We start from the raw sequence: 13,552 nt of genomic DNA, 5'->3' as shown, positions 1-13,552 counted from the left end.
TAAACAAATAACAAATATTATGGAAAGATTATTTGGCGATGGTTCTTATCTGCCATCATTTAACATTTCAGGTAGTATTTCAATTGATAAGGCAATCGAAATAGTTAATAATGAAGCAGGTAATATAAAATTAGAGTCTGGAGTAGTAGATGCATTAATAAGTGGATTGGATTCATCAGCATATAATTCAGATTGTTTTAATGCTCTTGTTGATGTTTATACTAACAATCCTGGTTCAAACATTCAATATGATATTATTAGTAAGCTGACATTGTCTGATTGTCCAAATGCTCAAAATCTTATGAAGGAGATTTTATCAGATAATACAATTGACAGTTTAAGTGAAGACTTAAATGATGTAGTGAAAGCAGATGTTTTATCATTAATGAACCTGGATGTAGATGACAGAGCAGGTGAGATTCTTAAACAAATATTGGAAACTGATCCAGATTTTCCAACGGATGCTCATATTGATTATAAAATATTAAAAGGTGATGCTCTCCGTATATCTTATGAAAGAATAACTGATCCAAATGAACATAATACAGAACCTGATCCAGATATTCTGTTAAAACATTTTAAAGACCTGATGTCAAATTCAGATATGACAGAAGTAATGGTAACACTAGCCGAACAGATGAATGAAAATTCAGATTTTGGAAGAACAGTTGGTCAGCTAATGAAGCAAAACGTTGATCTCAATGAGCAAGTAACAAAGGTAATTCTTCAAGTTTCCGAAGAGAATCCCGGGAATAAAGAAATCCTTAAGAACACTCTTTCATATTGTAGAAATGTAGGTCTGGATATTGCAACAACGTATATGTCAGAGGATCAGAAATTAAGCTTTATTCCTCGACTATATGGTGAAACAATAAGTGACAGATTTTTTCTGAATCAGGATGCCCTATTAACCCGTCTGGATGCCGGTGAATCAATTAGCTTAAATACTTTTTCAAATGAAGGTTTGGTAGCAATTCCAATACTTCTAAATATAAAGTTAAACCATTAAAACCAAATATATGAATAAGCTTGTAAGAAAGATCCATACTATAATCGATTCAATAAGAGGCAAAAGATACCCATTTGGTATGCCTCCATTTCACGAAAAGGATAATGTACCTCAACTATTAGAGTGGACTGAAGAACCATATGGACTAATAAATGGAAGTAACATAAGTGTATGGTTTTATACGGATGAAAAAGGCCAAATCATTGAAGTAATGGAAGCTGGTCATTCTAATTCTTATGTTTGCGGAAAAGCTACTTCATTATTTATTGAAGCTATCCTACAACTAAAATCATATAATTTAGAACTGTTTACAGCGGGAAGCTTATGGATCAAAACTGAGAATACCAATAATGAAGACCAAAAGATATTAAGGCAACTACGAAATGATCTTTCAGTTTTAGAACAAAAAACAGGCCTGGTAAAAGTTGTTAATGAAAGGCATGCAAAATTGAGTCATTTTCGAATTAATACTATTGAAGCTTGCAAGAAGTTTAATGGCTCAAAAATGATTGCAACGATTAGTAATATTAGCGACAATAAAATGAATATTGGTCTTTTGGACTATTTGCAATTTAAAACAAATAACTTTAATAAGCCAATTCAATTTAAGATTAATCATAGTATTTACAGAACGGCAATCTATGAAAAACTTCTAAAGCTTCATGCAAACTCACTTCACAGTTTTAGAATTCAAGATATTAAAAGAAGAGCTGAAGTTTATGGGAAATGGATAGTTAATGACATCTTTGAACTTTTGGGGCTTATCAGGGATAGAGAAAATATGTCAGATGAAGTATGGAATACCAGTATTATTCCTTATTCTGGAACCAGAGACTATTATACTGCTACAACCTCAATGGAACAAAAGAAAAAAGACATAGATTTCCAGGAAATAGAAGAGTATTATCAATCATGGAGAAATGATTTTGACAATGCAAAAATAAAAGGAGTTGTTATTGAGGATTTTGCTATTCAGGACAAATTTAGGAAACTTTTAACCAGCGTTGAAAAATGGACTCGCAATACAAAGAATATTAAGGATTTAGACTACGGAACAACAAGTTATAAAGATAGGTTTGAAAGAACAGCACCTTACTTTATTTTTCACGATTTTGATTGGATTATTCAAATGATTGAGATACTTATCCTGGATTATGAAGATGAAAGAGATGCCATTCCAAAAATATGGGAAATTTTCCAGGATGTAATCAGCAGACTTCCTGATCCAGTTATATCAATAGATTTAAGAGATATTTACAACCCTAGAACTACAAAATCATTAAGTGACTTATGGCATAACTTACAATATGCTTTAGAAGAGATAGTTAAAAAGTACTCTCAAACATTACCAATATATTTACAGGAGAATATACCAGTTATATTTGAAAAGTTAAATAAAAAGCGGGATGCAAGCAAGCGTCAGCAAAGAGTTGCATTTCACAAAAAAATTAATCAAACTGTATTATTTGAGGCATTAGTAAGAGGATGGCCTTCATTTTTTCTCAGAACTACAGAACTTCGTGATTTATATAAACTATGGAATGAAGAGGTCCGTGAAAAGATTTGGCATGAAATCTATATGCAACTTAGGAAAGCAGGAATAAATATGATGCCTTTTTTAGAGCCAAATGTTAGCTTTAACGTTTCTATCAAGAAAAATGATATCATTCTAACACCTTATTTTGGTATTAATTCGGAAATGAACTGTATATTTTTCCATAAAAAAATTGGAACAATACATCCTGTTCTTCCTTGGGTTTATAAAAATACAGTTACAACAACAGATAAGGATATCGATAATATGCAAGAAGAATTCAGGAAAGCAGTAAATTCTAACAATTTTGATGGTGCCACTAGTATTATCAGAGATTTACTAAAGATTAATCCAATATTATCATGTTCAAAGTTTTTTAATGAGTTTTGGAAATGTTTTGGTGAAATTAAAGACGAAAACCTAAAAACGATTCATGAATTTCAGCTGGCTTTGGAAGAAATTGGTAGTATTGAAACATTCGATACAGGATATGCAAGATTAAAGAAGTTTTACAAACTGTTTCCTTATGATCTAGCTGATACTCCCGTAAGGCTGGCATACTATGGTGAAAAATATAAAGACAAACTGATTCTTATAGATGATTTAAACAAGGCTACAAATGAACAGAAAGAATATTTCCAGGAGATAGGCCAAATGATTCAGGATAACGAATGCTTCAAACATATAGCAGGCTTTATTAAACTATCCGAAATATTTCTTGCAGAGCTTAATGATAGCATAATAGATAAATACAGACATCATTTGTTTCATACCAAGGATATGAATTGCATGGAGATTCTGGAATATGTTAAAGAAGTGTCATTTGTAAGAAATTATGCCGCATTAACTCAATCTGACATTCAGAAATTAGTAATTAACGAAATACTAAAAGATCAATTTCAGATTGCATTGAAAATGGATCAAGATAGCAGAAATTTGAAGATAAGTAGGATTATTGATTCATTAAATTCTATTGATGAGGAAATCTGGAATGAATTTCAAACCAGCAAATATCTGGATGATGCAAAGAAAATAGACAATGAGTTTGTGCTTAATATACTAAATGATAAAATCCTGAAATTCTCCTATAAATTTAACAATGAATATGAGCCATATTTTTACTTAAATACTGCAGACAGAAAAATGCAAATTGTTGTCGAATTGAACAACTGGTATATCGAGCAAAATGATTTTAAAATAAACGAGAATAAGTTAATCGCAGAATCATTCAATACTGTTATCCGAAATATTGAAAGTATCAAACCTGGAATTGAGGGGGACGATAAAAAGAAGTTAGATGTATTAAGAAACTCAAAAATAGAACCACTAATTGAGGATCCATTCAAGGAAGACTCATATACCCGCTTTGACCTTTTATCTGAAGCGAATAATTTAATTAGCCATTTCGCCTCTCAAAGTAGTGAACGTTTTAAAATTAGCTATCTAAATCTTCCTTTGTATACTCCTGCTTACATAAAATTCATTGAGCTAAAATTTTTAGCTGAGCCAGAATATGTTGATATCCTAAAAGGACTAGTAAAGCATAAAATTCCTGTTGGTGCAGTGATAAGTGATTATAAAATAAACCTTGATACGAATTTGAAAGGTGCCTTTATCCCTTCAAAAATTGAAATAGCCAATAATGAATTAACAGTATACAACCATGAGAATAAAAAACTCGTGATCATCGAATTTAAAAATGCACAGGATGAAACTTTAAGACATTTAAAAAGAGAAATCGAGAGCATCGCATTTAGAACCACAAGCCTACATCCTCAAGGATCATCGCTTGCTTATAGAGTTTTAAGAGCTTCCATTAACACTCCTCCGAGAACAAGACTCTTGCAAAGAATTATTTCTGAGAATTTAGCTGTTTTTGTTTATATCCTTGCTTATACACCAGCAAGATTGTCTCCAAATATAACGAAGAACGCTTTCGGAAAAAATGTAAGCTCTGAATTGTTGTTAATGTTCAGGGATATTGCTTTGGTAACAAAAAAACAACAGATTGAGCTAGAATCAATGAAGAAAGAAATAGAAGAAAGTTATCCAATTGAAAGCATTTCAATGGATATAAAGGATATTATTCTTAAAATCAATATTAAAGAGGGATATAATTTTAAAAACTGATTTGAGACTTGCACAAATCAAAATACACTCGAAATATTGTGGTAAGAGTTATTTTTTAAGAGAATTACAAAAGTCAAAGACCTATCGGTAAAAATAATTGAACGTGATTAAGATAAATGATTTTCTGACATTCTACTGAACAAATTCCATAATTGTGATGAGCACTAAAGTTTAATCCGTTTATTGCCGGAGGAGATGAGTATTAGTGCTGTTATTATGAGCAAAAATAAAACATGTTAATTCGAAAAAAACATAGATTAGTATGGAGCAAAAAATCAAAAAAACCAGAATTTATAGAATTCCAATCATCCTTGGAGGTATTGCACTGGTATCTGGCATATTTGGATTTATACTTGAAAAATTTGGCTGGCCCGGTTTTCTTGACAATTTAAGATCATCAGCTCCTGTCCAGGGATTATTTAATGATCTGGCAAAGATTGAGCAATCCATATACCAGGCTTTCCAATTATCACAATTTGAATATGATACAGATAAATTTGGGAGTGCTATTCAAAATCCCTTGTTATGGTTCTCCCGCTGGTTGTTTCCTTTGGCGCTGGTTTGGGCGGTTGTTTCTGCATATTTCAGGCTATGGAAAAATGAATCGAAAATGAAAAGCATTAAAAAATGGAAAGATCACACCATTGTTTGCGGATATGGCGAAATTGGAAAACGGGTTGTAAAAAATTTGGTTGATAACGATAAACAAGTAGTTGTTATTGATCCGACCATTGAGACTGACCACTTTTATACGGATGATCAAACTCATTGTATTTTAATAAGGCAGGATGCCAATATTGATACCTCATTGATAAGGGCAGGAATACATGAGGCCAGGGATTTAATTACAGTGACCGGAAATGATCTAAAAAACTTCAGCATTCTTTCGAATGCAAAAATACTGGTGAAAAATAGTAACCCAAAAAAAGTGTTGAGAGCGTTTGCTCATGTTGATAATTTTGAGATTATCGATAATGTTCAGGAATATTCATTGTTTCAAATTACTGAAAACAATTTTGATGGTAGGATTTTTAATGCGGATGAAATTGCTGCACGACTGGTATTCAAGAAATATGCCCCTGATATTTTTGTACCTGTCAGGGATGTAAATGCACCACCGTTACATATTTTGATCATTGGTTTCAATAAATTTGCTCAGTCACTTGTAACAATGATGGGGCGTTCAGCACATTTTCTGCATGACAAGAAAACACAGCTTACTGTTATTGATCAAAACATGGATCAACTTAAAGTTCATTACCTCGATCGATATGAGAACATAAATGAGGTGATAGAACTTGAATTGATCAACTGTAAATCCAAAGTTCTCACAAGGGAAATCATAAATACATTCAAAAATAAAGTACCGATTTCAGTGATCTATCTGTGCCATGAAGATGTTATTTTACAAACCATGACCCTAAATAGAATCAAGAGTATATACAACAATGATGTTAACACAGTAATCTGTAAACCGGATAATGTCCCCGTCCCTGAATGGGTTAAACCTGAAAACAAATATCATATTTATGATCCTTTTACTGATGCATGTAATTATAATAATATAATTGAAGAGGAAATTGAAAGACTGGCAGAAAAATTCCATAACAGGTGGTTCATGGAAGAACGAAAACGCTTCAAAGAGAAAATGAAAAAATATGAAGAAAAAAGGGGAAAGGGTGAAGAAATTGAAAAGCCACAACCAAAATCTTGTATGACTGAATGGAACCAGTTGAGTGAAGAATGCAAGCAAAGCAATCGAAGCCTGGCAGCACACATAGATGTAAAACTTCGTGCAATTGGTTGTGAGAAATGCGATATGAATGATCTAAGGCCTGAGTCACCATTCCCTAATAATAAGACATTAATCGATCAATTAGCCAATATGGAACATCGCCGCTGGAATGCTGACCGTTTTCTGTCGGGATGGAAATATGGAAAACGGAATGACAAAATGAAAATACACGACAATTTAGTTTCCTGGGCAGAATTAGGTGATATACAACAGTATGACATTGATGCAATTAATGAAATTCCAATAATATTGAAATCAGAAGAATTCAAAATGAAGATTTGCAAATTGGAAGGTTGATATAATTAACAAGCATATGATTTGCCATATACATTCTTCTTATTGGTCAATCAGTGCTAATTGCTTTTTTTTAGTGAATGGCTTCAACAATTTTAATCAATATATCATACTTTTAACTAAGTGGAAAGAAAAGATGTTCATATTACCCTCGCCTCCTACTTCCAATCCAAACCCCTCTATTTGGATGGAGAAAATTTTAAAAAGCCAAATGTAAGGAAGCTGGTGGAGCAACTGGGCCTGATGATTTTTGAAGATGTATACGCTATTCATAGCGAAAGAAGATTCCCTTTACTGCGATATGATCAAACCGAAATACTATTTTATCAAATAAGTTAAAACATGAATACAGTATTAGAAGAAAAAGCCATTGCAAAAGATAAGTGTTTTGTAGTAATGCCCTTTGGCGTTAAACCCATTCCGGATGAACCTAATCATTACTTTGATTTTGACAAGGTCTATCGCATTGTGATACGACGTGCGATAGAAGAAGCCGGCATGGAGCCCATCCGGGCAGATGAGCAAACAGGCTCACACATCATTCATTCTGAAATGTTCAAAGAGCTGCGGGACAGGGCATTCGTTCTTGCAGATTTGTCCTTGGGAAATCCGAATGTTTATTACGAATTAGGAATTAGGCATGTATTATCACCAGGCGGAACTATTTTAATGTGCCGGGAGGGTACTGAGCTTCCTTTTGACATAAGATTATCGAGGGTAATATTCTATAGGTATAATGGAAAAGATATTGACTGGGAGGTTGTCGAGGAAGTAGTTCTCCGTCTTAAGGATGCTCTGATGTCTGCAAAGGAAAAAAGACCGGATAGTCCTGTACATGCCTTACTAGAAAAAGTGTTCCCTGAATGCCAAAACCCTACACAACAATACCAGGCTTCAGCAAGCGAAATTGAAATGCCAAAAACCGAAAATACTGAAAACAAGATCTTTGAAGAAATGGCAGCACGACAATGGGTTGAGCAAAAGAAGGAGCCCGGAGAACTGATAAAACAATATGGTGACAGCCTATTTGGTGCGAGAGCACTTGGGGAGCTGTGCATGATTTCTGATCTAAAAGGTGAGCAGATAGTCGAAATAGCTGTATTGCTGTACTTCAAAATGCAATATGATCTAAGCTTCAGAATTTTGGACAAATTGCACTGTAAACCAGGAGGATATAAATTTACACCCGAGGATTACGTTAAATTCGGATCGGTTATTTCAGAGCGTGACCATTCCAAAGTAGCAGCTGATGAAGGATTGAAAAAGATGAAAATGGGTCTCGAAATAGCACAGAGTAAAGTTAAATCTGAAAATAACAACCCATATCAAATATTCAGTTTATATAATAGTATTGGGGGCCTCCATTTGTGGAAATGGCATATTACAAAGTCAACCTTAGAACTGAAGAATTCAATTGAAAACCTTGAAAAAGCTGTTGAATCTGTTAAAGGCATCGATGACAAAACTAAAAGACCTGTAGGAAGAATAGCTCAGCTTTACCTACGCCTTTTAATTCTTAAAAGAATCCAGGAGGGTTCCACCCAGCGCTATGACCGAGAGGGATACATTAGCATAATCCTTAAAATTGACGAGTCACAAGCTATTGATGAGCGTGAAGAGAGTTATCTTCGCTGGTATAAAATCATTGCCTATGCCGATTCGGGCAATGAACGTAAGGTTCGTGAGGGAACAATCAACGCAATACAAAAAGATGTTCTTCTCAACAATAAGGAAGTTGGAGGCATTCAATATGTCATGTTGAGGCGGTTTATTGAAAACAATCTGGAATTCCTTCAAAATCATACCCTATTAGGTTTAATTTCACAAGATTTGCAATATTCAACAAGGCTGACTAAAATTGAATACTAAATTCAGAAAATGAAAACAAATAACCTGAAATCACAACCCTTTATTCATCGGTTCGGTGACTCTTATGATGAATTTATCCAGGTGTTGGTTGATGAATTTGTACTTTCACGCCATGAAAATGGTAAGTGCTTGCAATTCAGAGTAGAAAACAATACCATGGCTATCAGGGATCCCAAAGCCAGGCATCAGTTAAACGATTTTTTAGTTGATAGATTTAAGGAGGGTAAGAAGAATCCGATAATTAACCAGCTTAGAAAGTTCGAAGAAGATCCTCACATACTTTCTTACAACTTTAACAGCATATCATTTCCATTTCGTTATGCCAATGGTGGGGTATTACCCATTATGAAGATCAATGGACATGACTACTTCTGCCTGTTTTACCGTGCTGTTTTCCCTGTAGGCTGGAACATTGCAAACGGGGCTGCAAATAATATGGATGATATCAGAAATCCTTTAAGAATTGTTTATCGTGAATTTAGTGAAGAATTTATCATTGCCGATCATGAAAATATGATTCTGTACATTTTTGATGTTGATAATGAATATACGATGAGTGGCACACAGGAAACAGCTTTGAAGTTATGGAATAAGAAACTGGTCAAATATGATCTTTCAAAGTATAAAAGAAAATCAATCCCTTTGAAATGGATTGAAGGAAATGATATACTCAAACTAAAATATGAAAAAGAACAATATGTTCATGATGGGTTTTGGGTGAATATAACCCCTGAAGACAATGCCATTGAAATAGATAAGATTGCACTGATCAATCTAAAAGGGGAATTTAGTCTTTACGATGGTGAAGTTGGATTTATCAGAAAGGAGAATGGGCATTCAGAAGGGTTTATTTTGGATCGGATAATTGGACTTTTCCCGGTAAAGAAGTTTCTTAGTAACCTTCATTTGAATAGATTTGAGCCTGAGTTTTTTTATTATTGCGGAGAAAGATATTCAGTAAAGGAATTCGATAGGATTTTAAAAAGTCAATATTTAAAACGACATTTTAAAAGTGATTTCAGAACAGAAAAACAGCATGCCAAATACCTCGAATCCGTTGAATTAAAAACTGATCTGGACCTTTGCCCGATAACCCGCGCAGTTGCCAAAAAATATCAGGATTGGTTAAAAGATGAAAAAAACCAAATTGATTCATTGATAGTAAAGTCTGAGCAGAAGCCGAAAACAATAGGCAGGTCAGATTGTTTTGATATATTTATTAGTTTCAAGTCAAAGGACCAGGCCATAGCAGAATTATTGTACGATTTCCTGATGAAGAATAACTATAATGTATTTTGCAGCAGTAAAAGCATTAAATTTTTAGGAACAAGTGAATATTCCAAAGCAATTGACAGCGCTTTGGAACAGTCTGTTTGCCTTGTATTAATAGGGTCAGATATCGAGTGTTTCGAATCCGGTTGGGTTGATTATGAATGGAGAACCTTTCAGATGTTGTTATTGTCGCAACATAAAAAAGGTGAATTATTTACCCTGACTCAAAACATCAACCCCATTGATCTGCCGGTAGGATTAAGATCAAGGGAGAATATTCAGATCACAGGCCATTCATTGGATGTCAGTTTCAGGAATTTGCTCGGATATATTCAAAATGCTATGGAGAAACAAAAGTAAGTTGGCAACCCTTGATTCCATTAAGAAAAAGTATCTATTAGTACCTGATCAATCCCCCTGTCTCGAACTCCCCGATGAAGCCTGGGAACACCCCGGCCTGCTTTTAGAATGCCCAAAATGCAAAGAGAAACTAAAGTTTAATCCGTTTATTGCAGGGGGAGATTATAATGGACCGGTATTCAAAAATAATTGAGGGCAAAAGTTGATAGCAAAACGGAAAGAAGAAATAAAGATGAATTTACCAGTATATAGAATACTTATAGTAGAAGATACCAAAGAAAGACAAAAGATACTTAAAGATCTTTATAAAGATCATGCCTGGATAATGGTGCATACTGCAGAGCGGGCCATACGGCTGTTGGAGGTTTATCAATTCGATTTAATCTCGCTGGATTACGACCTTGCGGGAATAAGAAAAGGTGATGCCGTAGCGGAATTTATTGCAAAATCCAAAATAACAAATCCGAAGGTTATTGTGCATTCAATGAATTCCACAGGGGCGCAAAAAATTAAACTGTTGCTCCCGGATGCAGATGTTGTTCCTTTGTCAAAGATGATCCGTACTAATATTACTTTTAAACGTTTGCGGGAGGAACTAAAAAAAGCCACAGATATTAACTGGGCTTATGTATTTTCAGGAAAAAAATAACTATTTGAATATCATGGGAATTTACATAACCATCTAACAGTAATAACAATTACCGACCTGGAAGTACTATTATGGGCAAAAGGTTTATCGGACAAGCAGTTTGTGGAGTTTTTCTGCAAAGCCGCGGATGTAATAAAACGGAACAAAAACCAGATGGACCATACGCACCTGGATCTTTGTGAATCCATGTAACCTGAAGGTGATGAAAGTTTGACATTGGACACCCTAAATGTGGAGAAAGGCTGAAATTTAATCCGTTTGTTTCCAGGGAATAGAAATCTTAATAATTTATCATGTTCCCATCCATTTCCATCCCGGGATCAGGTTGATGGTCTTTCCTTCTTTTACAAGCTGATCTTCCTGGTCAAAAGTGATGATGGTACCTTCGGAGAGGTTTAACCGGTTCATGGCCTCCAGCAGCCCTTCGATTTCCCTTTTTTCGTTTTGCTGGCCAAGCTGCCAGGAAACCTGGATAGCCGAATACCTGTTTTTTTCTTCACGGCAGATAAAATCACATTCTTTTTTGCCCTTAAAATACCATATTTCGTTTTTGGTCCTCCTGAGGTTTAAATACACGGTATTTTCCAGTAATCTTCCCAGGTCAGGAGATCCGGAAACGGAGGAAAAATTGACCAACCCCTGATCAATGCCATATACTTTACGCGGATTCTTTGCCTGCACCTTCAGGGAAGTATCGTACCTCGGCACCAGGAAGATCAGGTAAGCATCCATCAGATAATTCAGAAATTCCATTACAGAAGAAGCCGAACCAACCTCAAAGGTATTTTTCAGTTTGTTGAACGAGACCTCCCTGCCGGTATTACTCAACAGGAATTGTACGATCATCCGGTAAACCTCCTGGTTCCTCAGATTATACCTTGAAAAAATATCACGCACCAGAATATCCGAAACCAGGGTTGATAACATCTCCTTGTTGCCCATATTTAAAAATCCCGGGAATCCCCCTTTTGAGATAAAGGACGAGAATGACTCCGGGCCTGGCAGCAGGTTGAAAAACCTCAGGAACTCATTATAGGAAAAGGGGAATACCTCAAAATCAAGGTGTCGTCCTATCAATTTGGTACCCAACTCCTTGCTTAAAAGCCTGGCATTTGAACCGGTAATTATTACTGTCTTTTTCCTGTCTATAGCATCCCTGATATACCGTTCCCAGCCGGTAACATTTTGTATCTCATCAAAAAATAACATTTGCGGGGTACCGGAAAGCTCAGAAAAAAGTTCTTCTACAACCAAAAAATCATTAACTTCAAAACCTGCAGTCCGGCTGTCCTCAAAATTGAAATAGTTAACCGAACCATGATGCCGCATCAATTGCTTCAATAAGGTAGTCTTACCCGAGCGTCTTACTCCCGTTAAGATATATCCAAAGGGTGTAAGCGATGTGAACGCTGTAAGCTGATCCCGGGTTATTTCCCGATCTTCTTCCACCAACCATTCCTGCTGTGAAAGAAAAATTGATTTCAAAACTTCTTTAAGCATGTTTGATTTTTTACTCCTGCAAAATAGTTTATGTTACAAACGTACAATAATTTATTTTATAAACGTAAATTATTTAGTTTTGTTTTTAGTTTGTATGATGCTAACCTGTTTCAGCTAAAAGTTTTTTATACTTTCACAAATTATAGAAAATATATAAGCCCTCGCAATTTTCGCGCGATCCCAATCAGGCAGGACTACTATTACGCTAAATTTCAGTATCTTAAAATATGTGGCACAATTGTTCTGTTTCTAAATCCGAATAATAACGTCATGCGCATGAAACAAGCCATCATAATCTTTTTGTCATCCAGAAGAGTGGCAATTATGCAAGCTCCCCTTTCACCTGATGGTCAGGTTGATGACCTTAATAAAATTAGTTCTATCCGTATCAAAGCTAAACTCTACGCTATAATCAAGTACATACTAACGTTTTTTTACAGGCTTGTGCAAATCTTATTCTTTGGAGGCTTGATTTTAGGATTTTTCTATTTACTGGATACGTACCAGAACAAAACCGAAAGAAGATATGGTTTTACAATCACTACACCTTATCTATCCAGAAATCCTCCCATAGAACCAATTATGATCAACAATTTAAATGAAGGTGGAGTGTTCGAAAAAGCAGGATTTAAAGGAGGAGATATTGTCCTGTTCCCTCAATTCGAGTCAACCATCAAGTTTTATAATTATTTAAAACAGCCCGGCGGAACAGAATTGTGGTTGGAGGTTATTAGGATAAGGGACTATGATACCGATCTGTATCTGGAGGGTAAATGCAAAAAGCAGAAAATTAAATTTGTGGCACCTTAAGGACGGTTTGATATTTTAATATTAACTCCTTTGCCTATTTCTTTTCTGGAAAATAAAATGTGACTTTGTTAATATTAGCTATTGGAATATATTGATCCATCTCTAAACCCATTTTAATTTTTTTACCATAAAGGCTATTTTGGGGACTTATAATATACCATTCAGATTTCTCATTTGACAAAGAAGTTAACTCTGCTTTAATTGCTCTTCTATTATTTGTCATTTTTTCAAAATTTTCCCCAATAAACTTTATAGATTTTAATTGAATAAGATTTATTGATTGATGGGATGTGTCGTCAGTAATATTGTCAGAAATCGTTAAAGTCCATG

The 13,552-nt window shown here is 34.8% G+C and carries 11 protein-coding genes; 9 read left to right on the top strand and 2 right to left on the bottom strand.

The features are described 5' to 3' along the window. Positions 1-19 precede the first annotated feature (19 nt). The 8 genes from KKA81_08610 to KKA81_08575 all read left to right on the top strand — a co-directional run bounded on the left by KKA81_08610 (position 20) and on the right by KKA81_08575 (position 10,912). Complete coding sequence (locus KKA81_08610; GenBank protein ID MBU2650983.1) at positions 20-1,009, top strand: hypothetical protein; 990 nt, start codon at positions 20-22, stop codon at positions 1,007-1,009. Positions 1,010-1,019: 10 nt separating this feature from the next. Further along, positions 1,020-4,673 carry a hypothetical protein gene (locus KKA81_08605; GenBank protein MBU2650982.1) on the top strand — a complete coding sequence of 1,218 codons (3,654 nt, stop codon included), beginning with the start codon at positions 1,020-1,022 and terminating at the stop codon, positions 4,671-4,673. A gap of 262 nt (positions 4,674-4,935) precedes the next feature. Beyond that, entirely contained in the window at positions 4,936-6,765 is a 1,830-nt protein-coding gene (locus KKA81_08600) for an NAD-binding protein (protein ID MBU2650981.1), read from the top strand. Positions 6,766-6,885: 120 nt separating this feature from the next. Next, on the top strand, positions 6,886-7,101 hold the full coding sequence (locus tag KKA81_08595) for a hypothetical protein (GenBank protein MBU2650980.1): 216 nt from the start codon (positions 6,886-6,888) through the stop codon (positions 7,099-7,101). Between the two features lie 3 nt (positions 7,102-7,104). Further along, on the top strand, positions 7,105-8,631 hold the full coding sequence (locus KKA81_08590; protein MBU2650979.1) for a hypothetical protein: 1,527 nt from the start codon (positions 7,105-7,107) through the stop codon (positions 8,629-8,631). A gap of 9 nt (positions 8,632-8,640) precedes the next feature. Then, a complete protein-coding gene (locus KKA81_08585; protein ID MBU2650978.1) occupies positions 8,641-10,263 on the top strand; it encodes a toll/interleukin-1 receptor domain-containing protein in 1,623 nt (540 codons plus the stop codon). 1 nt (position 10,264) lies between these two features. After that, positions 10,265-10,456, top strand: coding sequence for a hypothetical protein (locus KKA81_08580; protein ID MBU2650977.1), 192 nt, complete (start codon positions 10,265-10,267; stop codon positions 10,454-10,456). A 39-nt stretch (positions 10,457-10,495) separates the two neighbouring features. Then, positions 10,496-10,912: a hypothetical protein gene (locus KKA81_08575; GenBank protein ID MBU2650976.1), complete on the top strand. Its 417-nt coding sequence runs from the start codon at positions 10,496-10,498 to the stop codon at positions 10,910-10,912. A gap of 291 nt (positions 10,913-11,203) precedes the next feature. Here the strand turns inward: KKA81_08575 and KKA81_08570 are convergent, their stop codons facing one another. After that, positions 11,204-12,412, bottom strand: a complete 1,209-nt coding sequence (locus tag KKA81_08570) for an ATP-binding protein (protein MBU2650975.1) — start codon at positions 12,410-12,412, stop codon at positions 11,204-11,206. A gap of 276 nt (positions 12,413-12,688) precedes the next feature. On the opposite strand from KKA81_08570, the gene KKA81_08565 reads away from it, so the two are divergent. Next, positions 12,689-13,222 (top strand): hypothetical protein, encoded by a 534-nt coding sequence (locus tag KKA81_08565; protein MBU2650974.1) that lies wholly within the window; start codon positions 12,689-12,691, stop codon positions 13,220-13,222. Positions 13,223-13,256: 34 nt separating this feature from the next. On the opposite strand, the gene KKA81_08560 is transcribed toward KKA81_08565, so the two are convergent. Then, on the bottom strand, positions 13,257-13,552 hold a 296-nt coding region (locus tag KKA81_08560), incomplete at its 5' end, for a hypothetical protein (GenBank protein MBU2650973.1).

This window comes from Bacteroidota bacterium (assembly GCA_018831055.1).
Classification (GTDB): Bacteria; Bacteroidota; Bacteroidia; order Bacteroidales; family B18-G4; genus M55B132.
The sequence above is the reverse complement of the archived record's forward strand: the minus strand, read 5'-3'. Positions and strand labels throughout refer to the sequence as shown.

What these genes read in the sequence shown, in the direction of transcription:
- KKA81_08610 (MBU2650983.1), top strand. Translation starts at nt 20, where the DNA reads ATGGAAAGATTATTTGGCGATGGTTCTTATCTGCCATCATTTAACATT.
- KKA81_08605 (MBU2650982.1), top strand. Translation starts at nt 1,020, where the DNA reads ATGAATAAGCTTGTAAGAAAGATCCATACTATAATCGATTCAATAAGA.
- KKA81_08600 (MBU2650981.1), top strand. Translation starts at nt 4,936, where the DNA reads ATGGAGCAAAAAATCAAAAAAACCAGAATTTATAGAATTCCAATCATC.
- KKA81_08590 (MBU2650979.1), top strand. Translation starts at nt 7,105, where the DNA reads ATGAATACAGTATTAGAAGAAAAAGCCATTGCAAAAGATAAGTGTTTT.
- KKA81_08585 (MBU2650978.1), top strand. Translation starts at nt 8,641, where the DNA reads ATGAAAACAAATAACCTGAAATCACAACCCTTTATTCATCGGTTCGGT.
- KKA81_08575 (MBU2650976.1), top strand. Translation starts at nt 10,496, where the DNA reads ATGAATTTACCAGTATATAGAATACTTATAGTAGAAGATACCAAAGAA.
- KKA81_08570 (MBU2650975.1), bottom strand. Translation starts at nt 12,412, where the DNA reads ATGCTTAAAGAAGTTTTGAAATCAATTTTTCTTTCACAGCAGGAATGG.
- KKA81_08565 (MBU2650974.1), top strand. Translation starts at nt 12,689, where the DNA reads ATGAAACAAGCCATCATAATCTTTTTGTCATCCAGAAGAGTGGCAATT.